Annotated in this window: 25 protein-coding genes and 1 pseudogene; 10 read left to right on the forward strand and 16 right to left on the reverse strand. The window is 67.4% G+C overall.

Annotated features, from left to right (window positions below; all coding sequences use genetic code 11):
- The first annotated feature begins 7 nt into the window (after positions 1–7).
- Positions 8–994 carry a branched-chain amino acid ABC transporter permease gene (locus tag ASE61_RS17155; RefSeq protein WP_061968879.1) on the forward strand — a complete coding sequence of 329 codons (987 nt, stop codon included), beginning with the start codon at positions 8–10 and terminating at the stop codon, positions 992–994.
- Positions 995–1,003: 9 nt separating this feature from the next.
- On the opposite strand, the gene ASE61_RS17160 is transcribed toward ASE61_RS17155, so the two are convergent.
- Positions 1,004–1,534, reverse strand: coding sequence for an isochorismatase family protein (locus ASE61_RS17160; RefSeq protein ID WP_061968881.1), 531 nt, complete (start codon positions 1,532–1,534; stop codon positions 1,004–1,006).
- A gap of 133 nt (positions 1,535–1,667) precedes the next feature.
- On the opposite strand from ASE61_RS17160, the gene ASE61_RS17165 reads away from it, so the two are divergent.
- Complete coding sequence (locus ASE61_RS17165; RefSeq protein ID WP_061968883.1) at positions 1,668–2,114, forward strand: MarR family winged helix-turn-helix transcriptional regulator; 447 nt, start codon at positions 1,668–1,670, stop codon at positions 2,112–2,114.
- 117 nt (positions 2,115–2,231) lie between these two features.
- A complete protein-coding gene (locus ASE61_RS17170; protein ID WP_061968885.1) occupies positions 2,232–3,725 on the forward strand; it encodes an MDR family MFS transporter in 1,494 nt (497 codons plus the stop codon).
- A 64-nt stretch (positions 3,726–3,789) separates the two neighbouring features.
- Here the strand turns inward: ASE61_RS17170 and dapD are convergent, their stop codons facing one another.
- The 6 genes and pseudogenes from dapD to ASE61_RS17200 form a co-directional block, all read right to left on the reverse strand.
- Positions 3,790–4,632: a 2,3,4,5-tetrahydropyridine-2,6-dicarboxylate N-succinyltransferase gene (gene dapD / locus ASE61_RS17175; protein WP_061968887.1), complete on the reverse strand. Its 843-nt coding sequence runs from the start codon at positions 4,630–4,632 to the stop codon at positions 3,790–3,792.
- A gap of 61 nt (positions 4,633–4,693) precedes the next feature.
- Positions 4,694–5,452 (reverse strand): precorrin-6A synthase (deacetylating), encoded by a 759-nt coding sequence (cobF, locus tag ASE61_RS17180; protein WP_061968889.1) that lies wholly within the window; start codon positions 5,450–5,452, stop codon positions 4,694–4,696.
- Between the two features lie 52 nt (positions 5,453–5,504).
- Positions 5,505–5,822 carry a hypothetical protein gene (locus ASE61_RS17185; RefSeq protein ID WP_061968891.1) on the reverse strand — a complete coding sequence of 106 codons (318 nt, stop codon included), beginning with the start codon at positions 5,820–5,822 and terminating at the stop codon, positions 5,505–5,507.
- Positions 5,812–6,114, reverse strand: a complete 303-nt coding sequence (locus ASE61_RS17190; protein WP_061968892.1) for a hypothetical protein — start codon at positions 6,112–6,114, stop codon at positions 5,812–5,814. Before ASE61_RS17190 ends, ASE61_RS17185 begins: the two co-directional genes overlap by 11 nt.
- Positions 6,115–6,272: 158 nt before the next feature.
- A pseudogene (locus tag ASE61_RS17195) lies at positions 6,273–7,051 on the reverse strand (VOC family protein).
- A 23-nt stretch (positions 7,052–7,074) separates the two neighbouring features.
- Positions 7,075–8,061: a TRAP transporter substrate-binding protein gene (locus tag ASE61_RS17200; protein ID WP_061968894.1), complete on the reverse strand. Its 987-nt coding sequence runs from the start codon at positions 8,059–8,061 to the stop codon at positions 7,075–7,077.
- 118 nt (positions 8,062–8,179) lie between these two features.
- Here ASE61_RS17200 and ASE61_RS17205 point away from each other — a divergent pair, with 118 nt between their 5' ends.
- Positions 8,180–9,055, forward strand: coding sequence for an aldose 1-epimerase family protein (locus ASE61_RS17205; RefSeq protein WP_061969169.1), 876 nt, complete (start codon positions 8,180–8,182; stop codon positions 9,053–9,055).
- A gap of 4 nt (positions 9,056–9,059) precedes the next feature.
- Here the strand turns inward: ASE61_RS17205 and ASE61_RS17210 are convergent, their stop codons facing one another.
- The 5 genes from ASE61_RS17210 to ASE61_RS17230 form a co-directional block, all read right to left on the reverse strand.
- Positions 9,060–10,649: an ABC transporter substrate-binding protein gene (locus tag ASE61_RS17210; RefSeq protein WP_061968896.1), complete on the reverse strand. Its 1,590-nt coding sequence runs from the start codon at positions 10,647–10,649 to the stop codon at positions 9,060–9,062.
- 70 nt (positions 10,650–10,719) lie between these two features.
- Positions 10,720–12,225: a serine hydrolase domain-containing protein gene (locus tag ASE61_RS17215; protein ID WP_061968899.1), complete on the reverse strand. Its 1,506-nt coding sequence runs from the start codon at positions 12,223–12,225 to the stop codon at positions 10,720–10,722.
- Between the two features lie 11 nt (positions 12,226–12,236).
- Positions 12,237–13,397: an amidohydrolase gene (locus ASE61_RS17220; RefSeq protein ID WP_061968900.1), complete on the reverse strand. Its 1,161-nt coding sequence runs from the start codon at positions 13,395–13,397 to the stop codon at positions 12,237–12,239.
- Between the two features lie 123 nt (positions 13,398–13,520).
- Positions 13,521–13,736, reverse strand: coding sequence for a hypothetical protein (locus tag ASE61_RS17225; RefSeq protein WP_061968902.1), 216 nt, complete (start codon positions 13,734–13,736; stop codon positions 13,521–13,523).
- Positions 13,737–13,829: 93 nt separating this feature from the next.
- Complete coding sequence (locus ASE61_RS17230; RefSeq protein WP_061968904.1) at positions 13,830–14,570, reverse strand: M48 family metallopeptidase; 741 nt, start codon at positions 14,568–14,570, stop codon at positions 13,830–13,832.
- Between the two features lie 89 nt (positions 14,571–14,659).
- Between ASE61_RS17230 and ASE61_RS17235 the strand changes: the two genes are divergently transcribed.
- Complete coding sequence (locus tag ASE61_RS17235; protein WP_061968906.1) at positions 14,660–15,016, forward strand: hypothetical protein; 357 nt, start codon at positions 14,660–14,662, stop codon at positions 15,014–15,016.
- 22 nt (positions 15,017–15,038) lie between these two features.
- Here ASE61_RS17235 and ASE61_RS17240 read toward each other — a convergent pair whose 3' ends face one another.
- Positions 15,039–16,343, reverse strand: coding sequence for a polyhydroxyalkanoate depolymerase (locus ASE61_RS17240; RefSeq protein ID WP_082617538.1), 1,305 nt, complete (start codon positions 16,341–16,343; stop codon positions 15,039–15,041).
- 182 nt (positions 16,344–16,525) lie between these two features.
- Here ASE61_RS17240 and ASE61_RS17245 point away from each other — a divergent pair, with 182 nt between their 5' ends.
- Together ASE61_RS17245 and ASE61_RS17250 are read left to right on the forward strand one after the other, a co-directional pair.
- Positions 16,526–17,878, forward strand: coding sequence for an ActS/PrrB/RegB family redox-sensitive histidine kinase (locus ASE61_RS17245; RefSeq protein WP_061968910.1), 1,353 nt, complete (start codon positions 16,526–16,528; stop codon positions 17,876–17,878).
- An 83-nt stretch (positions 17,879–17,961) separates the two neighbouring features.
- Positions 17,962–18,528, forward strand: a complete 567-nt coding sequence (locus tag ASE61_RS17250) for an ActR/PrrA/RegA family redox response regulator transcription factor (protein ID WP_061968911.1) — start codon at positions 17,962–17,964, stop codon at positions 18,526–18,528.
- A gap of 72 nt (positions 18,529–18,600) precedes the next feature.
- Here the strand turns inward: ASE61_RS17250 and ASE61_RS17255 are convergent, their stop codons facing one another.
- On the reverse strand, positions 18,601–19,779 hold the full coding sequence (locus ASE61_RS17255; protein WP_061968913.1) for an MFS transporter: 1,179 nt from the start codon (positions 19,777–19,779) through the stop codon (positions 18,601–18,603).
- A 99-nt stretch (positions 19,780–19,878) separates the two neighbouring features.
- On the opposite strand from ASE61_RS17255, the gene ASE61_RS17260 reads away from it, so the two are divergent.
- The gene (locus tag ASE61_RS17260) at positions 19,879–20,826 is read left to right on the forward strand and encodes a LysR family transcriptional regulator (protein ID WP_061968915.1); all 948 of its coding nucleotides are present in this window, start codon (positions 19,879–19,881) and stop codon (positions 20,824–20,826) included.
- A gap of 9 nt (positions 20,827–20,835) precedes the next feature.
- Here the strand turns inward: ASE61_RS17260 and ASE61_RS17265 are convergent, their stop codons facing one another.
- Positions 20,836–21,303, reverse strand: coding sequence for an MmcB family DNA repair protein (locus ASE61_RS17265; protein WP_061968917.1), 468 nt, complete (start codon positions 21,301–21,303; stop codon positions 20,836–20,838).
- Positions 21,304–21,353: 50 nt separating this feature from the next.
- Positions 21,354–22,424: a LacI family DNA-binding transcriptional regulator gene (locus tag ASE61_RS17270; protein ID WP_061968918.1), complete on the reverse strand. Its 1,071-nt coding sequence runs from the start codon at positions 22,422–22,424 to the stop codon at positions 21,354–21,356.
- Between the two features lie 118 nt (positions 22,425–22,542).
- Here ASE61_RS17270 and ASE61_RS17275 point away from each other — a divergent pair, with 118 nt between their 5' ends.
- On the forward strand, positions 22,543–23,559 hold the full coding sequence (locus ASE61_RS17275; RefSeq protein ID WP_061968920.1) for a TRAP transporter substrate-binding protein: 1,017 nt from the start codon (positions 22,543–22,545) through the stop codon (positions 23,557–23,559).
- An 89-nt stretch (positions 23,560–23,648) separates the two neighbouring features.
- Positions 23,649–25,496 (forward strand): TRAP transporter large permease subunit, encoded by a 1,848-nt coding sequence (locus tag ASE61_RS17280; RefSeq protein WP_244492902.1) that lies wholly within the window; start codon positions 23,649–23,651, stop codon positions 25,494–25,496.
- Positions 25,497–25,502: the final 6 nt, after the last annotated feature.

Consider the following 25,502-nt stretch of genomic DNA (forward strand, 5'->3'; position numbering starts at 1 on the left):
TCAAGACATGACCGACCTTGCCTCGACCGACGCCCCCGCCGCCATCGTCACCGAGACCGATGACGGCGCGGCGCGCCTGCACCGCAACCTGTTCATCGCCATCGCCGTCGCGCTCGTCGTCGCGCCCTTCGTCGCCTATCCCGTCTTCGTGATGAAGGTTTTGTGCTTCGCGCTGTTCGCGCTCGCCTTCAACCTTCTGCTTGGCTATGGCGGGCTGCTCTCCTTCGGCCACGCCGCCTATTTCGGCATGGCGAGCTATGTCAGCGCCTACACCGCCAAGAACTGGGGCCTGACGCCCGAGCTCGCGATCCTGCTCGGCACCGCGGTCGGCGCGGCTCTCGGCCTCGTCTTCGGCGCGCTCGCGATCCGGCGCCAGGGCATCTACTTCGCCATGATCACGCTGGCGCTGGCCCAGATGGTGTTCTTCTTCTCGCTGCAGACACCGGGCTTCACCGGCGGCGAGGACGGCATCCAGGCCGTGCCGCGCGGCAAGCTCCTCGGCCTGATCGACCTCGCCGACGACCGTGTGCTCTACTGGCTCGTCGCGGCGATCTTCATGGGCGGGCTCCTGCTGATCTACCGGGTCATCCACTCGCCCTTCGGCCAGGTCTGCAAGGCGATCCGCGACAACGAGCCCCGCGCCATCTCGCTCGGCTACCGCGCCAGCCAGTACAAGCTGATGGTCTTCGTGCTCTCGGCGACGCTCGCAGGCCTCGCCGGCGCGACCAAGGCGATCGTCTTCCAGCTGGCGTCGCTCACCGACGTCTACTGGACGATGTCCGGCGAGGTCGTGCTGATGACGCTGGTCGGCGGGCTCGGCACCGTCTTCGGGCCGATCGTCGGCGCCATCGTCATCGTCGCCATGCAGAACTACCTCGCCACGCTCGGTGCCTGGGTCACCGTCGTCCAGGGCGTGATCTTCGTGCTCTGCGTCCTGCTCTTCCGCGAGGGCATCGTCGGGGTGATCTCGAAGGCGATCAGGAAGCCGCTCTGAGAGGTCTCTTCAGCGGATCAGCTTGGAGACCGGCCGGAACTGCGGATGCTCTGCGCTTCGCAGCCATTCGAACAACACCATCTCGGTGGTGACGATCTCGGCGCCGTGGCTCGCCATGCGGGCAATCGCGATCTCCCGCGATTGCGGCACCCGCGAGCCGATCGCATCGGCCACCACGACGACGCGGCGGCGATGCTCGAGCAGGGTCAATACCGTCTGGCCGACGCAGACATGCGCCTCGCAGCCGCAGACCACCAGTTCGCGGTCCCCGGCCACGGCCTCGAGGAAGGCCGGCTCGCCGCAAGCATCGAAGCTCATCTTGGTCACGGCCGGACCAACCTCCGCCAGAGCCGGAACCGTCGCGCCGAGGCCGCGCGGATACTGCTCGGTCAGGACCGCCGGAACGCCCAGCAACCGTGCCGCCTCGGCGAGGCGGCCGGCATTCAACAGCACTTTTTCACCGTCATGGATCGCCGGCATCAGCTTCGCCTGGAAGTCGATGACCACCAGCGTGGCATTCTTCGCGGTGAGCAGCGGCATGGCCCGGCCTTTCCTCTTCGTGCCGTCGGGGAGGCTTCATAGCGCGGCAAGGTGCCGCCTTCGTCAACAAACGTGAAATCGCTACGACCGAGCTTCGCTTGACTTGCCTAACGGCAGTCAACATGCAGATGAAATGGACGGCAAACCGATCGTTTCCTTCGCGACGACGCTGCATGTGCGTGATCATTGCCTGTGCCTGCATGTGCAGCGCGCAGCAAGGACGCTGGCGCGCCGTTTCGACGAGGCATTGCGGCCGGTCGGGCTGACGAACGGCCAGTTCTCCCTGCTGATGGCCCTGAACCGGCCGGTGCCGGCCTCGTTCGGCCCGGTCGCGGAGCTTCTGGCGATGGACCGCACAACCCTCACCGCCGCGCTGAAACCGCTGGAACGGCGCGGGCTCGTCAGCATCGCGGTCGACCCCGCGGATCGCCGCGGCCGATTGCTGACCCTGACACCTGACGGCATGACGCTCCTCGCCGCGGCCGTGCCGATCTGGCGGCAGATGCACGAGGCCATCGAGGCCGCCATGCCCGATACCGCGCCGGAGAGCCTGCGCAATACCTTGCGCAGCCTGGGCTGAACCACGGCAGCTTGCCCCGCCTCCGCCGCAGGGCGGCCCCGCCAACGTGTCTCTGGCGCATAGCGCCCACCGCGATTACCCTCCCGCCATTCCCTAGACGCAAGCAAGATCACAGCCATGGACAAGCGGCTCGACACTCCCGCCCCGGCCGCAGCCCTGACGCCTGCGGATATCCGTTCGATCCTGATCGGGGTCATGCTGGCGATGTTCCTGGCCGCGCTCGACCAGACCATCGTCGCGACGGCCCTCCCGACGATCGGCCGCGACCTCAACGACGTGACGCATCTGTCCTGGATCGTCACGATCTACCTGCTCGCCTCGACCGCGGTCACGCCGCTCTACGGCAAGCTCGCGGATATCCACGGGCGGCGGGTGACGCTGCTCGCCGGCATCGTCGTCTTCGTGATCGGCTCGATCGCCTGCGCGCTGGCGCCCTCGCTCTGGCTGCTGGTCATCGCGCGCTTCGTGCAGGGGCTCGGCGGCGGCGGCCTGATCGCGCTGGCCCAGACGATCGTCGGCGACATGGTGCCTCCCAAGGAGCGCGGACGCTATCAGGTCTATTTCGCCAGCGTCTTCATGTCGTCCTCGCTGCTCGGCCCCGTCCTCGGCGGTTTCCTCGCGGAAAAGCTGCACTGGTCGGTGATCTTCTGGATCAACCTGCCACTCGGGCTCGGCGCCTACTGGATGTCGAACGCGGCGCTGAAACGGCTGCCGCGCCACGAGCGCCCCCACAAGCTCGACGTGCTCGGCGCCATGCTGATGACGCTGGCGACGGTCTCGCTGCTGCTCGCCCTGTCCTGGGGCGGCACCGCCTATCCCTGGGGTTCGCTCCCGATCGCAGCCCTCGTCAGCGCCTCCTTCGTGCTCTGGGCCTTGTTCGCCTGGCGCCTGCGCCGGGCCGCGGAGCCGCTGATCCCGCTCGACATCTTCGGCAATGGCGTCGTCAGGCGTGGCACGGTGGCAGCCGGCTTCGGCATGGGCACCTTCATCGGCCTCACCATCTACCTGCCGCTGTATTTCGAGACGGTGATGGGGATGAGCGCCACCCATTCCGGCCTCGGCCTGCTGCCGCTGACCTGCGGCACCGTCATCGGCGCGACCAGCTCCGGCCGGGCGATGTCGCATCTCACCCATTACAAGCGCGCGCCGCTGGCCGGGCTTTTCGTCGCGATGACAGGTACGGCGGTTCTCGCAGCCTTCTCCGGCCAGATCCCGATCCTGCCCTTCAGCATCATCCTGGCCGTGGTCAGCATCGGCTTCGGCACGCTGCTTCCGGTCGCGACCGTGTCGATCCAGAATGCCGTGCAGGCGCATCAGCTCGGCACAGTGACGGCGGTGGCCAATTTCTTCCGCCAGATCGGCGGGGCCCTGATCGTCGCGGTGTTCGGCGCGATCGTGCTCGGCGGCGTCGGCGGGGTCGGCGCGCAGCTCTCTCCCGAGGCGCTGAAGCTCGGCACTGTCGACCGCGACACCATGGTCGTGCTGTTCCGCTATGTCTTCGGCGCGGCGAGCCTAGGCTTCGCCTTCGCCTGGCTGTCGCTGGCCCGGATGCAGGAACTGCCGCTGCGCGGCCGCGCGGTCGAGGCCGCCAAGGCGATCGGCGGCGAATAGAAGAAGCGCTCGCGCACCGTCAGGCCCGGAGGAAGCCCGGGCATGACAGCCAGCGACCGAGGCCTCAGTCGCGGAGAAGCTCGTTGATGCCGGTCTTGGAGCGCGTCTGCGCGTCGACCGTCTTGACGATCACGGCGCAGGACAGTGACGGGCCCGGCGTACCGTCCGGAAACGGCTTGCCCGGCAGCGAGCCCGGCACCACCACCGAATAGGGCGGCACCTTGCCGACATGGACCTGGCCGGTGGCGCGGTCGACGATCTTGGTCGAGGCCGAGATGAAGACGCCCATCGAGAGCACCGAGCCCTCGCCGACGATCACGCCCTCGACCACCTCGGAGCGGGCGCCGATGAAGCAGTTATCCTCGATGATGGTCGGGTTGGCCTGCAGCGGCTCGAGCACGCCGCCGATGCCGACGCCGCCCGAGAGATGCACGTTCTTGCCGATCTGGGCGCAGGAGCCGACCGTCGCCCAGGTGTCGACCATGGTGCCGGAATCGACATAGGCGCCGATATTGACGAAGGACGGCATCAGCACGACGCCCGACGCGATGAAGGAGCCCTTGCGCGCGGCGGCCGGCGGCACGACGCGGAAGCCGGCGGCACGGAAGCGGTTCTCGCCCCAGCCCTCGAACTTCGACGGCACCTTGTCCCAGAACACGCCCTCGCCCGGGCCATTGGCCATGATGACGTTGTCGGTCAGGCGGAAGGAGAGCAGCACCGCCTTCTTCAGCCACTGATGGACGATCCAATCAGCGCCCTGCTTCTCGGCGACGCGGGCCTGGCCGGCATCCAGCATCTCGATCGCCTGCTCGACCGCCTCGCGAACGGCGCCTTTGGTCTGGACGCCGATCTCGGCCCGGTTTTCCCAGGCGGCGTCGATGGTCTGGTTGAGATCGGCGAGGGACATCAGGTGGCTCCGGCGCTTCCAGAAAGATCGGCGCGAGCGATGGCGGATGCAGGCGCCTGCGTCAAGCCGAACGACGGCGCAGCAGGTAGGTATCCATGATCCAGCCGTGCCGCGCGCGGGCCTGCGCCCTGACCTCCGTGATCTCGGCCGAGAGCTCTGTGAGCGGACCGGCGCGCAGGATCTCGTCGGGCGTGCCGAGATAGGCGCCCCACCAGATGTCGAGCCCTTCGGGATCGATCTTGCCGAAGGTCTGCTCGCCGTCGAGCATGACGACGACGCTGTCCTGATCGGCCGGGAAGCCTTCCGAGAGCCGGCGGCCGGTGGTGATCAGGATCGGCGCGCCGATCGTGTTGAGCGGAACGCGGTGGCGCGCCGCCAGAACCTGGACGCTGCTGATGCCGGGATAGACCTGCCAGTCGAGGCTCAGGCCCGAAGCGGCGACGCGCTCCATGATGCGCAGGGTGGAATCGTAGAGAGCGGGGTCGCCCCAGACCAGAAGTGCGCCGGTCTGCCCGTCCTGCAGCTTGGCTTCGAACAGGGCGCGGTAGCGTGCGGCGATGCGCTCATGCCAATCGTCGACAACGCCTTGATAGTCGTTGCCCGCTTCGGCGCGGCGCGGGATTTCGACAGGAACCGTGCGGTAGTCCGACTTACGGATGAAACGGGCGCAGATCGCCTCGCGCAGGGCGCGCAAGGCGGCCTTCTCCTCGCCCTTGTCTGGAATGAACAGGATATCGGCGCGGTTCAGCGCCTCGATCGCCTCGATCGTCATGTGGTCGGGATTGCCGGCCCCGATGCCGATGATGAGGATGTTGCGCATGCCGCTCCGCCGTTCGCGGCGGCTTAGCATGCCCTGTGAGCGGAATGCGAGATCAGGCCCGACCGAGCACGACCATGCGGGCGAGATCGGGCTGCACGGCAGGCATGGCGTTCAGCGCCAGCGCCGCCTGAAGCGCCTCCAGATCCGCCTGGAGGCGCGGATGCCAGCCGCAAGGGCATGGCTGGTCACCGCAATGAGCATCCGCCACCTCTCTGTAGACAGAACCGACCGCTGTCGCCGCGAGCTCGAGCAGGGTGAGCGGCGGCAGACGAGTATCGCGCAGTGCCGCGCAAAAAGCCGTCATGAGCGCCTCCCGGATCTCGGCCCGGGCGGTCTCTAGCGATTCGGCCCTGCCCTGATCAGGCTGCACGTTCGATGCCCTTGATGGCGGCATGGCGGCGGCGCTGTGGCCCTTGCAGGGGCTTGGGCCCCTGCGGGAGCTTGGGCCCCTGCTCAGGCAAGGCGACCGCGAGCAGGTCGACAAGCCGCTGCATGCGCGGCGGCAGCGCCGCGTCGGCGTCGAGATCGCCCGGCCCCTTGGCGAGCGCGAGCGCCCGGCGCAGCTCCGGCCGGCTCGCACCGGTGCGGACGATCTCGCGGATGATGATCTCGTCGATGCGGCCGATCGCGGCCGCGACATCGACCTCGGTGACTCCACCCATTCCGGTCCCTCCGTCGGTTGATTCACTGATCGCGAGGGAGAGATAGGCGCGCCGATGATTCGATGCAAGGCCTTGTTATTACTACATAAATAGAACTATTTTAAGGTAACGAGCCACTCTCGCCCGCGAGCGTGACCGCATCGTGACACCGTCAGCGGCTAGAGGTCGCGGATGATTTCCAGGCGGGCGCCATGGGCAAGGCCGTCGTCGAGACGGGCATCGTCGGGACCGTAGAAGGAGACGGCATAGGCGCCCTGCCCGCGGCGGACGAGGTGCTCACCGAGGCTGGCAGCGGCCGGGCCGCATGGCTCTGTCAGGGACAGCGTCTGCCGGGCGATGCGGAACTGCGCGAGCCCGAATCCCAGTCCGGGGACGCCGCCCAGCGCAACCGGCTCCTGCCCGAGCAGGGCGCGATAGCGCGCGACCGAGGTCGCAAGGTCCTGCACCGCCACGGTGACGCCGGCGACCCCGGTGATGCCATTGGCATGGCGGCGGGCCGCGCCTTCGGGGACGCGCAGGCTGCGGGCCGTGACATCGGTGCAGAGGAAGGGGATATCGGGCTCGGGCGGGCGAGCCGAGCGCCAGGCGATGCGCGTGCCGTCGGGCTGGAGCCGGCCGCCGTCAAGCGGGCCGTCCATGACGATGCCGGCGGCACGGGCGCGGGCGAGATCGGCATCGAGATCATCCGGCAGCACGGCATAATCGACGAGGCGGGGCCGGCACGGTCCAGCACCTGCCACCAGCGATACTCCGGCAGCGGGTGCGGGAAGGCGATGATCTCGAGATAGGCGCCGTCCTCGAACACGACCAGCGCGTTGCGCGAGCCGCGCGGATGCTCGCCGCCGGGCAGCACCGTGAAGCCGAGCGCCGTATAGTCGCCGATCGCCGCGTCGAGATCGGTAACAGCGATGACGATATGGTCGATCGAAAGCGGCATGGTTCTCGTTCCCAATGCTGGTGTCAGGGGCTCTGCGCGATGGCTTCGATAGCAGACATACCACCGAGCTGCGGCGCGAAGTTCTCCCAGACCTTGCGCGCGCCGTCCTGCCAGCCCTGGCGACCCTCGGCCGGCACGACCTTGCCGCCTTCGGCCCTGGCCCGCGCCATCGAGGCTTCCTCGTCGGCCCGCATCAATTCGTCGAAATAGTCAATGCCTTCGGTCACCGCGGCAGTCAGCGCCTCGCGATCCTGCGGCGCCAGGCCCTCCCAGAACGGCGCGGCGAACATCACGACGCCGCTCGCCCAGATATGGCCGGTCTCGATCAGCACCGGCACGACCTCGTGCAGGCGGAAGCCGACATAGGCCGATTTGGTCAGGTCCATGCAATCGACCACGCCGGTCTTCAGCGCGTTATAGGTCTCCGGGATCGGGATCGGCGTGGGAAAGGCGCCGAAACCCGACCAGAGCGCGGTATGCAGCGGGCTCTGGATGACGCGGATGCGCTTGCCCTTGACCGAAGCAGGCGTGGTCAGCGGCTCCTTCGCCAGGAGATGGCGGGCGCCGTAATTGATGAAGCCCGGCACGACAAAGCCCTGCGCCTCGTAGAGTGTCTTGAGCTGGGCTCCGAGCGGCCCGGCCAGCACGCGCGCGAGATGGGCACGGTCGCGGAACAGGAAAGGCAGGTCCAAGATCTGCCCGGCGGCTACCCAACCGGAGAGCGAGGACACGGTCGAGAGCGCCGCCTGGATCGAGCCGAGGCGGAGGCCCTCCGCGACCTCCTTCTCGCCGCCCAGCGCAGCATTCGGCACGATCCGCAGGTCGAAGCGCCCCGGCGCCGTGCGCGCCAATATCTCCGCGATGCGCCGCCAGATCCTGGTTTCCGGCTTGTCCTCGCCGAGCAGCGACGCCACGGTCATGGGCCGGCCGGCGGCGAAAGCCCGGCCGCCCCTGAGGATGGCGGGCGCAGCGAGCGAACCGGCGGCGAATTGACGGCGGGTGATCGGCAAGGCGTGCCTCCTTCGGCGCTTGCAGCGGGATCGCGCGAAACGCGCCCCGCCGCAAGCCCCAGTGGATTTTGCCGATGCCTATCGGCTATCGGGAAGTGAGCCGCCGACGGAGACGATGATGACCGAGACCCATGAAATTGCCTCCGATCGTTTGCGCGCGACGGTGCGGGCCCAAGGCGGCGAACTGATCGCGCTTGCCGACGCGAACGGGCCGGCGCTCTGGAACGGCGGGCCGGACTGGCCGCGCCATGCGCCGGTGCTGTTCCCGATCGTCGGGCGGCTGACCGATGATACGCTCATCCATGAAGGGCGCTCCTACCGCCTGACCCAGCACGGCTTCGCGCGCGACAGCCTGTTCTCCTGGGTCGAGCGCAGCACCGACAGGGCCGTGCTGGAGCTGCGGGAGAGCCCGGAGACGCTGGCGATCTACCCGTTCCGGTTCGTCTTGCAGATGATCTACGCGGTCGCTGATGATACGCTGACCGTCACCTCGCGGGTGAGCAACCCAGCCGATGTGCCGCTGATCTGCGGCGTCGGCGCGCATCCGGCCTTTCTCTGGCCGCTGACCGAGGACATCGCGAAGGAAGCGCATCGCCTGACCTTCCCGCAGGCGGAGCCGGGCCAGGGCCTCGGCGTCGAGGCCGGCCTGCTCGGCCCTGCGATCCCCCTTCCCTTCTCCGGCACTGACCTGCCGCTCGACGAAAACCTCTTCGTCAACGATGCGATCGTGATCCCCGATACGGTGAACCGCTCGGTGCGCTTCGCGGCATTGGACGGGTCAGGGCGCGAGAGCCGCGCCCTGACCGTGAGCTGGGAGGGCTATAAGGATCTCGGCATCTGGTCGAAGCCAACAGGCGCGCCGTTCCTCTGCATCGAGCCCTGGTTCAGCATGGCGAGCCCGATCGGCTGGCAGGGCGAAATCGCGGAGAAGCCCGGCATCCTCAGGCTGGCGCCGGGCGAAAGCCGCGATTTCGTCTGGCGCGCGACGCTTTAGCGCGTCACTTCTTCTCGATGTTCCAGAACAGCATGACCGGCGCCGCCAGCACGCCGGAGACATTGGTGCGCCTTGCATAGGGCTGGTCGTACTGACCGAGCACGCGATAGGGCTGCATCTCGGCCAGGCGCTTGTGCAGAGCCTCCAACGCAAGCTTGCGGCCGGCTTCGTCGGGCGCATCGATGAAGGCTCCGCGCAGCTTCTCGGCCTCGGCATCGCAGGGCCAGCCTGACCAGGCGCGCTCGCAGGCCATGTTGGTGCCGATATTGGTCAGCGGCGACTGCATGGTCGCGCCTGACGCCGTCGTGACGAAGAGGTTCCAGCCGCCCTGCTCGGACGTGCCCTTGTTCTGCTGGCGTGTGGTGACGGTGCCCCAATCGGCGACTTGCAGATCGATATTGAAGCCGACCTTCCTGAGCGAGGAGGCCGCGACCTCCGCCATGCGGCCGATCGGAGCGATGTCGTTGCTGGTCGAAAGCACGAGCTTCTCGCCCTTGTAGCCGCTCTCCTTCAGCAGCGCCCGCGCCTTGTCGAGATCGGGCTTGGCATAGCCTTCCGTGCCCGCTTCCGTGCCGTTGGGGCCGCCGCAGATGAAATAGGAGGCGCAGCGCTTCCACCATTCCTCGTCGCCGAAGCCGGCCGAGAGGAAATCGGCCTGGTCCGTGGCATAGGCGAGCGCCAGCCGCGCCTTGGGATTGTCGAAGGGCGGGTGGAGATGGTTCGGCCGCAGCATCGCCTGGTTGGAGAGGTTGGCATAGCGGTCGACCTTGACCTGACTGCTGGTCGCGATGACCGGGATCAGGTCCTGGCTCGGCTGTTCCCAGATATCGATCTCGCCGGTCTGGAGTGCGGCAGCGGCTGTCGCCGCATCCGGCATGATCTGCCATTCGACGCGGTCGACCTTGACGACGCGTCCGCCGGCGAGGCCATCGGCCGGCTCGGAGCGCGGCACGTAATCGGGATTGCGGTCATAGACGACCTTCGAGCCGCTGCGCCATTCCTCGCGGTTGAACTTGAACGGGCCGGAGCCGATCGTCTCGGTAACCGGTTTCATCGGGTCGGACTTGGCGTCGGACTCGCGCATGATCACCGGGATCTGGCCGACCGCCGAGCCGAGCGCGAAGGGCACCAGCGCCAGCGGGCGCTTCAGCTTGAGGCGGAAGGTGGCATCGTCCACCGCCTCCATGCCATCAGTATACTCGGCAAGCTTGCCGCCGATGGTATCGCGCTTCATCCAGCGGGCGAGCGAGGCGATGACGTCCTTGGTCGTGACTGGCTGGCCGTCGTGGAATTTCAGGCCGGGGCGGAGCTTGAAGGTCCAGGTCAGCTTGTCCGGCGAGGTCTCGAAGCTCTCGACCATCTGAGGCTTCGGCTGAAGGTTCGAGTCCCAGGCGAAAAGCGTCTCGTAGATCATCAACCCATGCATGCGGGTGATGACGATCGAGGCCGCAACCGGATCGAGCGTCTTGAGATCCGCATGTGGCGCGACACGCAGAACGCGGTTCGAGGCCGGCTGCGACTGTGCCGCCGCCGGAAGCGGCAGGAGCGCGGCCGCCGACAGCAGCAGCGCAGCAGTGAAACGGGACAGTTGCATCAGCGTTCTCCTCCTTCGTCATCGGCCCAACGGCCCCGCCCCTCAGCGGAGCCGCCTCAGCCGGCGCGTTTCAGACTCGTTTCATCTGCAAGATCCTTGCCCGATGGCTGGCGACCCGCAAGTCACCCTCCGCATCGAGCCAGAGACACGGCCGCGACCGCCAGGGTCCGTGCAGAAGATCGGCGAGCGCACGGCCGTTCGGCAGCGGCGTCAGAGGCGACACCGTCCCGCCGGAAGGCCACGGCATCAGGGCCGTGCCATCCGCCCTGATCTCGATTTCGGTGCCGAAATTCGGATCGTGCCAGCGCCCGACCAATCGCGCATCGAGCGGCGTGTCGGCCGGCACGCGCCGGAGCGAACGCTGCACGCCGCCGATCAGGCCGGTGAGGCGATCCTCCCCGTCCTGTTTCAGGCGGATGTCGAGATAGGCCGGCAGGCTGCGCAGGCCGCCGTTGCCATCGGTGATCAGACGCTCGAAACCACCCATGTAGCTGATCGAATCGGCGGCAAGCTCGGCCCAGAACGGCCCCTCGTCGCTGGCGAACAGGCCGACTGGCGCTTTCGCGATCGTCGGCAGCTCCTGTTCGAGCAGCGCCGCCAGCACCGTCAGGGCAGGCCAGAGCGCCTCCTCCTCGCGATTCGACAACACGACGACGCCGACACCGTGGGCCGGCGACATCCAGAAATGGTTGCGATAGCCGGCGAGCGAGCCGCCATGGCCGACGATCGCGGTCTCGCCGAGCCGGCTGGCGACAAGGCCGAGCCGGTAGACGCTCTCGCTGCCATCAGCGAAATGGCGCGGCGCAGTCAGGCGTTCCAGCATGCCGGCGAGCGGGCCGCGCCCCGCGAGCAGGGCCGAGGCCCAGCCGGCGAGATCGGCGGCGGACCCCACGAGTCCACCCGATGCGGAAAAATGCGGGCCGTTATGGCCGCGCCGCCAGTCTACCCCGTCGTTCCAACAGCCGGTGGCGAGGCCGGGCACGATTTCCGACCCGTCATAAGGCAGGCGGAAGGCGAGGCCGAGTTCGCCGGAGAGTTCCGCGACGGTGTCCTTGTAGGGCTTGCCCGTGACCTGTTCGAGGATGCGCTGGCCAAGCCGCCAGCCAGTGTTGGAATAGGCCATCTCGGTACCGGGCTCGGCACTCAGCGAAGGCAAGCGGCAGGCGAGCGCGAAGACCTCCTCCGCATTCAACGTCGCGGTGAAGGGTACGCCTTGCTGCCAGAAGCACTCCATCATGTCCGGCAGGGCGCCGGTCATGTCGAGGGCCCGACTGAATTCGACCTCGGCGAGCGGCGCCGGCAGTTCGCTCAGCCAGCGGCCGAGCGGCGCATCGAGCGGGATGCCGGCGCGCAGCAATGCGACTGCCAGGACATGCTTGCTGATCGAGGCGAAGCGGTTGGGCGTCTGCGGCGTGAAGGGCACGCCGTATTCGATGCTGGCGAGACCGCCGGCAAAGGCTTCGCGCACCCCGTCGCGATCGAACAGCACGACAGCGCCGCCCGGCCCCGCCATGCGCTGCCAGTTCGCGACGATCTCCTGCGCGCGGGTCGCAGCGCGGGTCCAATTCACTGACATATTTCGCTCCCTCAGCCCTGCGGCCGGGTTTCGCCGAGCAGATTGCGCAAGGCCCGCATGAAGACGCGCGCGCCGGGACCGATCGCATCATCCGGGAAATCGAAATCCGGATTGTGCAGATGCGCGGTCTCGCCGGAGCCGAGCAGGAACATCGCCGATTTGGAGCGGCGCCCGAACAGGCCGAAATCCTCCGAGCCGCGCGAGGGCGGCGTCGGGCCGTGCGGCACCTTCTCCTCGTCCATCGCCCGGCGCAGCATCGCGACGGCCTCCGGCTCGTTCTCGCAATGGTGGAAGACGTCGTGATAGCTGATCTCGACGGTGAGCCGGCCGGCCTCGGCCGCCTCGCGCGCCAGCTTTTCGGCCGCTTCGCAGAGCGCGCCCATCTGCGCGTCGTTGACGGTGCGCAAGGTCGCCCAGATCTCGCCATGGCCCGGCGCGATGCCGAAGGCCTGCTCCCCGATCTCGACATGGGTCACGGTGACCAGCCGGAAATTGGCATCGAGCGGCCCGCCGGGTCCGAGCGCGGTCAGCGCCGGGATCAGCGTCGCGATCGCCGGGGCCGGCGAGCGGCCATGTTCCGGTGTCGAGGCATGCGAAGTCTCGCCGGTCAGGATGATCTTGATGCCGCGCGAGGCGCAGTTGGCGGCGCCTTCCGAGATGCGGGCATGGCCCACGGGCACACCAGGACGATTATGCAGGGAGAAGGCATAGTCCGGCACGATCTCCTCGAATTTCGGATCGGCCATGACGGCGGCGGCACCCGCGCCGGTCTCTTCCGCCGGCTGGAACAGCAGGATCGCGCGGCCCTTCTTCGGCGGGTTGCGCTGCAGGCCACGCGCCAGGCCAGCGAGGATGGTCATATGGCCATCATGCCCGCAAAGATGGCCTTTGCCGGGAATTTCGGAGCGATGGTCGCTGTCGGACAATTCCTCGATCGGCAGTGCGTCGAGTTCGGCACGGATCAGAACGGTCGGGCCGGGCTCAGTTCCCTCGTAGATCGCCGCGACACCATGCCCGCCAAGCTCGGTGACGATACGATCGGGGCCGGTCGGCTTCAGGAAATCGACGATGGTCGCGGCGGTCTCGCGCTCCTCGCCCGAGATTTCAGGGCGGCGATGCAGCCGATGCCGGAGATCGACGAGATCGACCATATCGCTGTTGGTCAAGAACACGGATGAAGCCTCCCAGGCGCAGTGCCGGCCGGCGGATCACCGGCTCTTGCCCGGAAAGGTTCGACAGTTCAGCCGCTTCGGCAACCCGCGTCATCGCCGGGGGCGGCATGCGCGAGCGCGAGATCAGTTACCGAGTTCGGCCTCGATCTCGGCGTCGAAGGCCTGCGCCAGCATCGCCCGGCAGGCTTCGGCCTGCTGGCGCGCCGAATCCAGCGCGATATGAGGGAGAATCTCGGCGAGATCGCGCAAGGCGAAATCGACGGCCGACATCAGGCCGAGCACCGGCTCGGCGGCGGCGGCCGGTTGTTGCGGAAGGCGGAACGCGATGACCTGACCCATAGGCATACTCACGCTGAAAGCGAATCGGCCTTCAGTGTGCCGGGGCAGGTTTCAGAAAGTGGTTAACGGCGGAATTGCGGCGGCACAGCCGGCTTAACCATAGCCATGCAGGCTCGCGCCATGGCGCTTCAGCCAGGCCTCCGCCGCCTCGGTACCGGGGCAGAGCTTGTGGGTCAGCGCCCAGAAGCGATGCGAGTGGTTCATCTCCTTGAGATGCGCGACCTCATGGGCCGCGAGATAGTCGAGCACCGGGGCCGGTGCCAGGATCAATCGCCAGGAGAAGCTAAGATGGCCTTGCGAAGAGCAGGAGCCCCAGCGGCTCGTGGTGTCGCGGATGGTGATCTTGCGGGCGGGGATGCCGAGCGTCGCGGTGTGGCGGCGCACCGCCTTCTCGAGATCCTCGAGCGCGTGTTTTCTCAGGAAATCCTTGACCCGGCGCGCGACATGGGCGGCGTCGCCCGCCACGGCGATGACAGGTGCGCCGTCAGCATCCCGGGCCGCCTGCGTCAACCCGCGCGCCTTCGACCAGTGGACGATGCGATGCGGCACGCCGCGGAAGGGAATGCTCTGGCCGGGCTCGAACGGCACGGGGCGCGGGCGCTTTGCCATGCGCGCGGCGATCCAGCCGCCATGGTTCTCGGCAAAGGTCCGGCCCGCCGCGAAATCGGCCCGCTCGGGCAAAGTCAGGGTGATCTCGCCGGTCGCCTGCGAGACGCGCAACGTCATCCGCCGCGCGGCGGCGCGGCGCTTGACCAGAACGGCATAGCGCGTGCCGGCATGCACGACCTCGATCCGGTCGGGGTCCGGCTGGCGCCTGAACAGGGAGATGCGCATTATCTGCGATTGTGCGGGATTCGGAGCGGTTACGGAAGAGCGGCAGCAGCGGCTTGCACCGGGGAAGGCCACGCGCGAAGCTTCCCGACATGGCAACCCATGCGCCCCCGCCGATCGCACCCGTCGAGATCATTCATTCCGTCGACGTGATTCCCGCCGATGACCAGGGCAATCACGGGGAGAGCTACAACTATCTCGACTATCTCTTCGTAGGAGACGGCCTGACGGCGCGGGCAAGGAGCTATCTCGACACGATCGAGACGGTGGTCCTGCACGGCCCGGCGCGCGCGCCGAACGGGGTCGAGCGCGTTGTCGGCACGGCCTTCGAAGAGGGCGTGCTCGCTTATCTGAAGCTGCGCTATCGCCGGATCGAGCGGCTCAACCCCGCCATCCGGACGGGGCGTCCCTATGATATCGTCTGGCAGGAGGGCGACGGGGCCGCCTGAGCAGCCCTACGCCGTGCAGGTTTCAGCCGACGACCTTGAGCGCCTTGCGCTGTTCCTTGGCGCTGTCGTCGCGACGATCCTTGGCCGCTTCCATGTCGAGGCTGACCATGAAATCGGAGATGCGCGGCTGGATCTCGGCGCGGAAGCGCGAGCCGTTGAAGACGCCGTAATGGCCGACCTTCGGCTGGAGATAATGGACGCGCTTGTCGGCGGGAATGTTGACGCAGAGGTCGTGCGCCGCCTTGGTCTGGCCGACGCCCGAAATGTCGTCATTCTCGCCCTCGACCGTCATCAGCGCGACGCGGCGGATGGCGGTGAGGTCGACCGGCTTGTCACGGTGCATCAATTCGCCCTTCGGCAGGGCATGCTGGACGAAGACGGTGTCGACGGTCTGGAGATAGAACTCGGCGGTCAGGTCCATCACCGCGAGATACTCGTCGTAGAAGTCGCGATGCTTCTCGGCGGAATCGCCGTCGCCGCTGACGAGATGCTTGAACATGTCGTAATGGGCGGTGACGTGGCGGTCGATATTCATCGCCATGAAGCCCGAGAGCTGCATGAAGCCGGGATAGACCTGCCGGAACGCGCCGAGGCTCGGGAAGGGCACGACGGTGATGCAGTTGCGGCGGAACCAGTCCGTGCCGCGCTCCATCGCGAGCTGGTTGACGGCGGTCGGCGAGCGGCGGGTGTCGATCGGGCCGCCCATCAGCGTCATCGAACGGGGCGCGCAGGGGTCCGATTCGGCCTCCATGCGGGCGACCGCGGCAATGACCGGCACGGACGGCTGGCAGATCGCCATGACATGGGTGTCCGGTCCCAACATCTGAAGCATGCCGATGACGTAATCGATGTAATCGTCGAGGTCGAAGCGCCCCTCGGAAAGCGGCACGAGGCGGGCATCGACCCAATCGGTGATGTAGACCTCGTGGCCCGGCAGGAAGGCCTCGACCGTGCCACGCAGCAGCGTGGCGTAATGGCCCGACATCGGCGCGACCAACAACACTTTCGGCTGCGGCTTGCGGCGGCTGCTTGGGATCTTGCGGTCGAAATAGACCAGCTTGCAGAAGGGGCGCTCCCAGACGACCCGCTCCTCGACGGCGACCTTGACGCCGTTCATCGTGGTCTCGTCGAGGCCGAAGGCCGGCTTGCCGTAGCGGCGCGTCATACGCTCGAACAATTCGCAGGATGCGGCGACCGTCCGGCCGAAGGGCGTGTAGGTGAGCGGATTGGCCGGGTTCTTGAAGGCCAGATGCATCGCATCCGAAACCCCGCGCACCGGGCTCACCATCATGTGAACCGCTTCGTAGGCATGGTAGGCAAACGACATGGCGGCCCCGTACATACGATGAATGTCCTTCCGGCGGCGCAACATGCAATGATGCGACGCAGCATCGCACCTTACGTTGATTTTGTTCTCATTCAACCCGGCTAAAGGCTAAGATTTTCCTGCGATGTGGATGAAGCCGGGAAAAAGCCCACGGCAGGCGCCGCGCAGGAGACCAGCAGACCTTGAGCTTCCCGGACTTCTCTGCCCCGGCCCTGGCGCGCTCCAGCCGCCATCTGCGCCTCGATACGCTGGTCAGGCTGCGCTGGCTCGCCATCGCCGGGCAGAGCCTCGCCGTCACCGGCGTGCATTTCGGCCTCGGCTTTCCCTTGCCCTTCGGCTGGTGCTTCAGCGTCATCGCGGTTTCGGCCTGGCTCAATATCGCGCTGCGCATCCGCTTTCCGCTGAGCCATCGCCTCAACGACAGGGCCGCGACCGCCCTGCTCGGCTTCGACATCGCCCAGCTCGCGGCGCTGCTCTTCATGACCGGCGGCCTGCAGAACCCGTTCGCGATCCTGTTCCTGGCGCCGGTGATGATCTCGGCGACGGCCCTGCCGCCGCAACGCACGCTCGTCCTGGGCCTGCTGGCGATGGGGCTCGCGACCTTGCTCAGCCGCTATCACCTGCCATTGCCCTGGGCCGGGAACGACCGGCCGGTGCTGCCGGCCTTTTACCAACTCGGCAACTGGGCTGCGCTCGTGCTCGGCCTCGGCTTCACCGGCATCTATGCCTGGCGCGTCGCCAAGGAGGCGCGCGACCTCTCCGACGCACTCGCCGCGACCGAACTCGTGCTGGCACGCGAGCAGCACCTGTCACAGCTCGACGGGCTTGCCGCCGCCGCGGCGCATGAGCTTGGCACGCCGCTCGGCACGATCGCGCTCGTCGCCCGCGAATTGACGCGCCTCGCCCCTCCCGAGGGCGAGATGGCCGAAGACATCGCCTTGCTGCGCGAACAGGTCGAGCGCTGCCGCGGCATCCTGGGCAAGCTCTCCAGCCTGCAGGACGAGGATGCCGGCCCGCTCGGCCAGCTCACCCTGCGCCTGCTCATCGAGGAGACCGCCGGGCCGCAGCGGCCCTTCGGCGTGCCCTTTGAGATCACCATGACCGGCGACAAGCCTGAGCCGGTCTGCCGGCGTAATCCCGGCATGATCTACGGCCTCGGCAATATCGTCGACAACGCCGTCGATTTCGCGCGTTCGACCGTGGCGATCACAGCGGAATGGAACCAGAGCCAGGTGGTGCTGGTGATCGCCGATGACGGCCCCGGTTTCCCACCGGATGTGCTGATGCGGGCCGGCGACCCTTATCTCTCGCGCGGAGCGGGTGAAGGCCGGGCCGGCGGGGGCCTCGGGCTCGGCCTCTTCATCGCCAAGACGCTGCTGGAGCGAGGTGGTGCCACGCTGGAATTCTCGAACCGGCCGGCTCCTGCGAGCGGTGCTTCGATCCGAATTACCTGGTCCCGCGACGATTTCGAGGCCGACTTGCCCAGCGATGGGGGTACCCAGGCGGGCGCATCGGCCTTAAATGAAGCTGACTGAGCCGGCCTCTTGGGGGAGAGCCGGAAAACCGAAACCCTAATGCGCGCCGCCGCAGCGCGCCGAGAAGCGGCAAGGAGAAGACGATGCAGGATGCAGCGAGCGAAACCGACAGGGCCGGGCCGGCCGACGACATGTCCCTTCTGCTGGTCGACGACGACAGGCCGTTCCTGACCCGCCTCGCCCGCGCCATGGAAGGCCGCGGCTATGCGGTCCGCATCGCCGACAGCGTCGCGGCGGGCATGGCTGCCGTGGAAGAAGCGGCACCGGCCTTCGCGGTGATCGACCTGCGCCTCGGCGACGGCAACGGCCTCGACGTGATCGCCCGCCTGAAGGAGCGCCGGCCCGATGCGCGCGGCGTGGTGCTGACCGGCTACGGCAACATCGCGACCGCCGTCAGCGCCGTGAAACTCGGCGCCTTCGACTTCCTCGCCAAGCCAGCCGATGCCGACGAGATCCATGCAGCGCTCGCGGCCCAGCGCGATGCCCGCCCGCAACCGCCGGAAAACCCGATGTCGGCTGACCGGGTGCGCTGGGAGCATATCCAGCGCGTCTACGAACTCTGCAGCCGCAATGTCTCGGAGACGGCACGCCGCCTCGGCATGCACCGGCGCACCCTGCAGCGCATCCTGGCCAAGCGCGCTCCGCGCTGATCCCGCAAAAACGTAAAAGCCCGCCGGACAAACCGTCCGGCGGGCTTTTGCTTGATCGTTCGCTTGTGGGGCTCAGGTCGCGCAGGCGGGCACGATGCGGGTCGCGCGGCGCTCGAGCGACACCGCGAACACAGCGAGACCCAGCGCCAGCAGCGGCACGACGGCGGCGACCGGCGCGATCGCGCCATAGCCCAGTCCCTGCGTGATCACCGCGCCGCCGAGCCAGGCGCCGAAGGCGTTGCCGAGGTTGAACGCGGCGATGTTGAGGCTGGAGACCAGCCCCTGCCCGGCGCCGCCGGCCTGCTGCAACACCCACATCTGGAGCGGTGCGACGGTCGCGAAGGCGGCGGCGCCGAGCGCGAAGGCCGCGATGACGGCACCAATCTGGCTGTGGAACGCGAAGCCCGAGGCGAACATCGCGATGGTCAAGAGCGCGATCGAACCGATCAGCGCCGGGGCAAGCCTGCGATCGGCCCAGCGCCCGCCGAGCAGGTTGCCGACGACGAGCCCGCCGCCGAAGACCAGCAGGATCGGCGACACGGCGGCCTCGCTGAAACCGGCAAGCTGGACGAGGATCGGCTGGATGAAGGTGAAGACCGCGAAGATGCCGCCGAAGCCGAGCACGGTCATGACGAGGCCGAGCTGAACCTGCGGCCGCGCCAGCACCTTGAACTCCTCGGCGAGCGAGCCGGGCACGACGCGCTCCCGATCCGCCGGGACGAAGACCGCGAGGACAGCCAGAGCGACGAGGCCGATTGCGGTCACCGCCCAGAAGGTCGAGCGCCAGCCGAAAGCGAGGCCGAGCCAGGAGCCAAAGGGGACGCCGAGCAGGGTCGCCAGCGTCAGGCCAGTGAACATGAGCGCGATGGCCGAGGCCTTGCGCTCCGGGGCGACGAGGCTGGTCGCGACGAGCGAGCCCACGCCGAAGAAAGTGCCGTGCGCCAGCGCGGTCACGATCCGCGCCGCCATCAGCCAGCCGAAGCTCGGGCTCAGCGCCGCGGCGAGATTGCCGAGGGTGAAGATCGCCATGAGCACGAGCAGCGTCGTCTTGCGCGGCAAGGAGCGGGTCGCGATCGTCAACACAGGCGCGCCGACGAAGACGCCGAGCGCATAGCCGGTCATCAGCAGGCCGGCGAGCGGGACGCTGATGCCGAGATCGGCGGAGACCTGCAGGAGCAGGCCCATGATGACGAATTCGGTGACGCCGATGCCGAAGGCACCGACGGTGAGAGCATAAAGGGCAATAGGCATGGAATGCCTCCGGGGAGCTTGTTCGGGCCCGGAGATAGCGCGGCGAGGGCTTGTGAATTAGACTGCATGAAAGATCAGCAATTGTGAGTTGAATTCACGATGCCACGCAGCGAGGTCAACCGCTCCGGCGAGATGGAGGTCTTCGCCCGCGTCGTCGAGCTCGGCGGCTTCTCGCCGGCGGCACGCGCGCTTCGGATGACGCCTTCGGCAGTGAGCAAGCTCGTCGCCCGGCTGGAGGCGCGGCTTGGCGTCAGGCTGATCGTCCGCTCGACCCGCAAGTTCATGCTAACCGAAGAGGGCACGACCTTCCATGAGCGGACCTTGCGCGTGCTCGCCGATCTCGACGAGGCCGAGCGGGCGGTCGCGGCCTGCCAGATTCCACGCGGGCGCCTGCGGGTGAATGCCAATGTCGCCTTCGGCTGGCATTATCTGCTGCCGGTCGCGCCGCGCTTCATGGCGGTGCATCCCGGCATCCAGCTGGACATCTCGATCACCGACGCGGTGATCGATCTCGTCGACGAACGCGCCGATGTCGCGATCCGGGTCGGCCCGCTCAAATCCTCCCAGCTCGTCGCGCGCAAGCTCGGCGAGAGCGTCTCGGCGATCGTCGCCTCGCCGGATTATCTGTCGGCGCATGAAGCGCCGGATCATCCCGACAAGCTTGCCGGCTGCGACCTCATCACCTTCAATTTCGCCCGGCATCGCGATACCTGGCCTTTCGTCATCGATGGCCAGCGCCTCTTCCTGCCGGCCCATGGCCGCGTCACGGTCGGCGACGGCGAAAGCGCGCGGCGCCTGGCACTGGCGGGACAGGGCCTGACCCGGCTCTCGCTCTTCCATATCGCCGATGACATCGCAGCCGGCCGACTCGTCCCCGTGCTGGAGGCTTTTAATCCGGGCGATGTCGAGGACATCCATGCCGTCTATGTCGGCCATGGTGGCAAGTTGCCGGCGCGGGTACGTGCCTTCATCGATTTCCTGGTCGCGGAGATCGACCTGCGTCGGTTCGCTACGATGCCGAAAGCAGCAATCGCCGCAGCCCGCTAGATGATTTTATCAGGCTGAGCCTTCGGGGTCCTCGATCAAGGCCAGCCGGCTCGAAGCCAGTCGCGCCAGCGCGATGGTCAGCATCTTGCGCCGCGCTGCGCTCAAGGGATGGCGCGGCGGCTCGCGCAGCAATTCGCCGCCATAGGCATCGGCGACGATCAGGCCGACATCGTCAGGCAGGATCTCGCGCGGGAATTCCGGCGCGACGGCGAAGAGGAAGCCGTCGCAATAGTCGCGGTAATCCGGCCATTTGCCGTCGACGCGGTAGTCGGCGATGCCCGACTTGACCTCGACGACCCAGAGCTCGCCCGAGGGCGACAGCGCGACGATATCGCCGCGCCGGCCATTGGCGAAGGTCATCTCCTTGACGATGGCATAGCCGCGCTCGCGCAAGTGGCGGCCGGCGCCGCGGCAGACCATGCGCGTGATATCGGGTCGCGCCGGTGGCGGGTTCAGGACGGAATCCGGAAGGGACATGCGCACATGTTCCCTCTTTGTTTCCGGAAATGCAAGCTTCGGCCAGCAGCCTAAGGCAGGTTCTCACGCAGGATGATCTCGATGCTGGGCGGCGCCGTTCCCTCCGAGGCCGGGCGGCCAGCGCGCAGATTGGCGAAGATCGCGATGCAGCTCATCAGCGCGGCATGGGGATGCTGGGTGATGACCGCATCCATCGTGCCGTCGAGCAGGAGTGCGCGCGTCTCGGGGGTCAGGCCATGGCCGACGAAGACGACATCCTGCTGCCGGCCCGCCTCCTTCAGAGCGCGCGCGATCCCCTCAGGTCCACCGCCGATATTGTAGATGCCGGCGAGATCCGGGTGCTGGGCCAACAGCGCCTTGGCCTGACGATAATTGCGGCCGTCGTCGTCGAGCCCCTCGCGCAGGCCGACGACCTCGATCTGTGGAAACAGCTCCTCGAAGAGATGCAGGAAGCCCATCTCGCGCTCCTCATGGGCGCGATAGCTCAGGCTGCCGGCGATGACCGCAACCTTGGCCGGCCGCCGGCCGATGAAGCGAGCCGCGAGATAGCCGGCCGTGCGCCCGGCCGAGCGATTGTCGAGCCCGACATAGGCGGCGCGGCGGGCATTCGCGATGTCGGAAATCAAGGTCACGGCCGGCACGCCGCGCTCGGCCAGGCTGTTGACCGCCTCGCGCACCGCCGGATGTTCCAGCGCCATGAAGGCGATGCCGTCGACATCGCGCCCGACCTGGCGGAGCTGCTGGGCCAGCAATTCCGGCTTGAAGCTCTCGATGAACTCGACGCGGGCGCGCATGTTGAAGGAAGCGAGCTGCTCCTGTGCCTCGGCGATATGGCGCCCGAGCATGGCGAGGAAACGGTTGCTGCCGGCCGGCAGCAGGAAGGCCAGCCGCATTGGCGTGAAGGCCTGCGCCGGGAGGGCCGGATCGAGCACATAGCCCAGTTCGCTCGCGGCCTTCAGCACGCGCTGGACGGTGGCCGCGCGCACGCCGGGGCGCTGGTTCAGCACCCGGTCGACGGTTGCGGTCGAGGCGCCGGACAGCGCCGCGACATCGGCGATGCGGGCCATCCGGCGGCGCTGCAGGCTTTCGCCACTACCGTTTTTCTCTGCCGTGCCCGTCATAGAATCACATCAAAAACCATCAGTATTTGAGTTTGACCACCATCATTCCAGCTTCCTAATCTGAGGGCAAGAAGACCGCAATCAATCAAATCGCATCAGCGATACCGGGAGGACCATCATGACGAACTTCACGCGCCGCACGGTGCTGCGTACGCTCGCCGCCGCCCCCGCAGCCTCGCTCATCGCCATGCCGCACATCGCGCGGGCGGCCGAGATCGAGCTGAAATACGGCAACAACCTGCCGCTCAGCCATCCGCTCAACATCCGCGCCCAGGAAGCGGCCGAGCGTGTCGCCAAGGAGACGAACGGCCGGGTCGAGATCAAGATCTTCCCGAACAATCAGCTCGGCGGCGATACCGACATGCTGAGCCAGGTCCGCAACGGCGGCATCACCTTCTTCACGCCGTCGGCGCTCGTCATCGCGACCCTGGTGCCGGTCGCGGCGATCAATGCGGTCGGCTTCGCCTTCGCCGATTACGACCAGGTCTGGAAGGCGATGGACGGCAAGCTCGGCGCCCATGTCCGCGAGGCCATCTCGAAAGTGAACCTCTATGCCTTCGAGAAGATGTGGGACAACGGCTTCCGCCAGATGACCACCTCGGGCAAGGCGATCGAGACCGCCAAGGAGATGTCCGGCCTCAAGATCCGCGTGCCGGTGAGCCCGCTCTCGATCTCGATGTTCAAGGCGCTCGATGCCGCGCCGGCGAGCCTGCAGTTCTCGGAGGTCTACACGGCGCTCCAGACCAAGGTGGTCGACGCGCAGGAGAACCCGCTGCCGATCATCCAGGTCGCCAAGCTCTTCGAGGTGCAGAAGAGCTGCGCGATCTCGAACCATATCTGGGACGGTTTCTGGTTCATCGCCAACGGGCGTGCCTGGCGCGGCCTGCCGGCCGATATCCAGAAGATCGTCGCCGGCGCCATCAACGATGCCGGCGTCGCCCAGCGCGGCGACATCAAGAAGCTCAACGAGACCGTGCAGGCGGATCTGCAGTCGAAGGGCCTTGCCTTCAACAAGACGGACCCGGATTCCTTCCGCGCCAAGCTGCGCGAGGCCGGCTTCTACAAGGAGTGGCAGGAGCGCTTCGGCAAGGACGCCTGGAGCCTGCTCGAAGACGCCGTCGGCAAGCTGGCCTGAGGGGTGCGGGCGGGCCTATAAGGCCCCCAAAGCACAAGACAGGAAACGCCCCGATGGATGCCCATAGCGCGACCCTTCCCGCTGCCGCCATGCCCGCAAACGGGCTCGGCCGCTTCGCCGGCCATCTCGACCGCGGCCTCGGCGGCCTGGTCGAGACGGTGGCGGCCGTGCTCGTGGTCGTCGAGATCATCATTCTCGGCGCCGGCGTCATGGCGCGCTATGTCTTCCATGCCCCGCTGGTCTGGTCGGACGAGCTCGCCTCGATCCTGTTCCTCTGGCTCTCGATGCTCGGCGCGGTCGTCGCGCTCCGGCGCGGCGAGCATATGCGGATGACCGGGCTGGTCTCCCGCGTCTCGCCGCAGACGCGGGCGCTGCTGGAGGCGGTCGCGATCACCGCCTCGATCGCCTTCCTGCTGCTGATCATGCCGCATGCGGTCGAATATGCCGAGGAAGAGAACTTCATCGTCACGCCCGCGCTGGAGATCAGCAATGCCTGGCGCGCGGCGGCGATCCCGATCGGCGTCGGTTTGATGCTGATCGCGGCCGGCTGCCGGCTGCTGCGCTTCGCCTCGCTGAAGCCCGCGCTGATCGCGATCGGAATCACCGCTCTGTTCGTGCTGCTGTTCTGGCTCGCCGGCCCCACGCTGAAGCCGCTCGGCAAGCTCAACCTGATCGTCTTCTTCGTCGGCGTCGTCGCGCTCAACGTCTTCTCGGGCGTGCCGATCGCCTTCTCCTTCGCGCTCGCTACCTTCGGCTATCTCGCCTGCACCACCTCGACGCCGATGCTGGTCATGGTCGGCCGACTCGACGAGGGCATGAGCCATCTCATCCTGCTCGCCGTGCCGCTCTTCATCTTCCTGGGCGCGCTGATCGAGATGACCGGGATGGCGCGCGCCATGATCCAGTTCCTGGCGAGCCTGCTCGGCCATGTCCGCGGCGGCCTGTCCTATGTGCTGGTCGGCGCGATGTACCTGGTCTCCGGCATTTCCGGCTCGAAGATCGCCGACATGGCCGCGATCGCGCCGGTGCTGTTCCCGGAGATGCAGAAGCGTGGTGCCAAGCCCGGCGACCTCGTCGCCCTGCTCTCGGCGACCGGCGCGCAGACCGAGACGATCCCGCCCTCGATCGTGCTGATCACCATCGGCTCGGTGACCGGCGTCTCGATCGCGGCTTTGTTCACCGGCGGCATGCTGCCGGCCGTGGTGCTGGGCGCGGCGCTCTGCTTCGTGGTCTGGTGGCGCTGCCGGGGCGAAGACCTCAGCAACGTCAAGCGCTATCCCAAGCGCGAAATCGCCAAGCTCGCTTTGATCGCAGCGCCCGCCATCGCCCTGCCCTTCGTCATCCGCGCCGCGGTGGTGGAAGGTGTCGCGACCGCGACCGAGGTCTCCACCATCGGCATCGCTTACGCGATCCTCGCCGGCATCCTGCTCTACCGCCAGTTCGACTGGCGCCGCCTGCCCAAGATGCTGATCGAGACCGCATCGCTGACCGGTGCGATCATCTTCATCATCGGCTGCGCCACCGCCATGGCCTGGGGGCTGACGCAATCCGGCTTCTCGCGCGACCTCGCCCAGGCGATGGCAGCGGTTCCGGGCGGGAGCTGGGGCTTCCTCGGCATCTCAATCGTCGCCTTCACCATCCTCGGCAGCGTGCTCGAGGGCATCCCGGCGATCGTGCTGTTCGGGCCGCTGGTGTTCCCGATCGCCAAGCAGGTCGGGATACACGAGGTCCACTATTCGATGGTCGTGATCTTCGCGATGGGCATCGGGCTCTTCGCCCCGCCCTTCGGCGTCGGCTATTACGGCGCCTGCGCGATCAGCAAGATCAATCCCGACGAAGGCCTGAAATACATCTGGGGCTACATCCTCGCCCTGATCCTCGGCCTGCTCGTCGTCGCTGCCGTGCCGTGGATCTCCATCGGCTTCCTCCGATCCTGATAATCA

This window comes from Allobosea sp. Root670, from assembly GCF_001429415.1.
GTDB lineage: Bacteria > Pseudomonadota > Alphaproteobacteria > Rhizobiales > Beijerinckiaceae > Allobosea > Allobosea robiniae.

Bases quoted from the DNA above. Each gene is read 5' to 3' on its own strand.
- ASE61_RS17260 (WP_061968915.1), top strand. From the start codon at position 19,879: ATGCCACGCAGCGAGGTCAACCGCTCCGGCGAGATGGAGGTCTTCGCC.
- ASE61_RS17280 (WP_244492902.1), top strand. From the start codon at position 23,649: ATGCCCGCAAACGGGCTCGGCCGCTTCGCCGGCCATCTCGACCGCGGC.
- ASE61_RS17170 (WP_061968885.1), top strand. From the start codon at position 2,232: ATGGACAAGCGGCTCGACACTCCCGCCCCGGCCGCAGCCCTGACGCCT.
- ASE61_RS17165 (WP_061968883.1), top strand. From the start codon at position 1,668: ATGGACGGCAAACCGATCGTTTCCTTCGCGACGACGCTGCATGTGCGT.
- ASE61_RS17255 (WP_061968913.1), bottom strand. From the start codon at position 19,779: ATGCCTATTGCCCTTTATGCTCTCACCGTCGGTGCCTTCGGCATCGGC.
- ASE61_RS17160 (WP_061968881.1), bottom strand. From the start codon at position 1,534: ATGCCGCTGCTCACCGCGAAGAATGCCACGCTGGTGGTCATCGACTTC.
- ASE61_RS17250 (WP_061968911.1), top strand. From the start codon at position 17,962: ATGCAGGATGCAGCGAGCGAAACCGACAGGGCCGGGCCGGCCGACGAC.
- ASE61_RS17215 (WP_061968899.1), bottom strand. From the start codon at position 12,225: ATGTCAGTGAATTGGACCCGCGCTGCGACCCGCGCGCAGGAGATCGTC.
- ASE61_RS17240 (WP_082617538.1), bottom strand. From the start codon at position 16,343: ATGTCGTTTGCCTACCATGCCTACGAAGCGGTTCACATGATGGTGAGC.
- ASE61_RS17210 (WP_061968896.1), bottom strand. From the start codon at position 10,649: ATGCAACTGTCCCGTTTCACTGCTGCGCTGCTGCTGTCGGCGGCCGCG.
- ASE61_RS17265 (WP_061968917.1), bottom strand. From the start codon at position 21,303: ATGTCCCTTCCGGATTCCGTCCTGAACCCGCCACCGGCGCGACCCGAT.
- ASE61_RS17205 (WP_061969169.1), top strand. From the start codon at position 8,180: ATGACCGAGACCCATGAAATTGCCTCCGATCGTTTGCGCGCGACGGTG.
- ASE61_RS17225 (WP_061968902.1), bottom strand. From the start codon at position 13,736: ATGGGTCAGGTCATCGCGTTCCGCCTTCCGCAACAACCGGCCGCCGCC.
- cobF (WP_061968889.1), bottom strand. From the start codon at position 5,452: ATGCGCAACATCCTCATCATCGGCATCGGGGCCGGCAATCCCGACCAC.
- ASE61_RS17235 (WP_061968906.1), top strand. From the start codon at position 14,660: ATGGCAACCCATGCGCCCCCGCCGATCGCACCCGTCGAGATCATTCAT.
- ASE61_RS17230 (WP_061968904.1), bottom strand. From the start codon at position 14,570: ATGCGCATCTCCCTGTTCAGGCGCCAGCCGGACCCCGACCGGATCGAG.
- ASE61_RS17155 (WP_061968879.1), top strand. From the start codon at position 8: ATGACCGACCTTGCCTCGACCGACGCCCCCGCCGCCATCGTCACCGAG.
- ASE61_RS17190 (WP_061968892.1), bottom strand. From the start codon at position 6,114: ATGGGTGGAGTCACCGAGGTCGATGTCGCGGCCGCGATCGGCCGCATC.
- ASE61_RS17275 (WP_061968920.1), top strand. From the start codon at position 22,543: ATGACGAACTTCACGCGCCGCACGGTGCTGCGTACGCTCGCCGCCGCC.
- ASE61_RS17270 (WP_061968918.1), bottom strand. From the start codon at position 22,424: ATGACGGGCACGGCAGAGAAAAACGGTAGTGGCGAAAGCCTGCAGCGC.
- dapD (WP_061968887.1), bottom strand. From the start codon at position 4,632: ATGTCCCTCGCCGATCTCAACCAGACCATCGACGCCGCCTGGGAAAAC.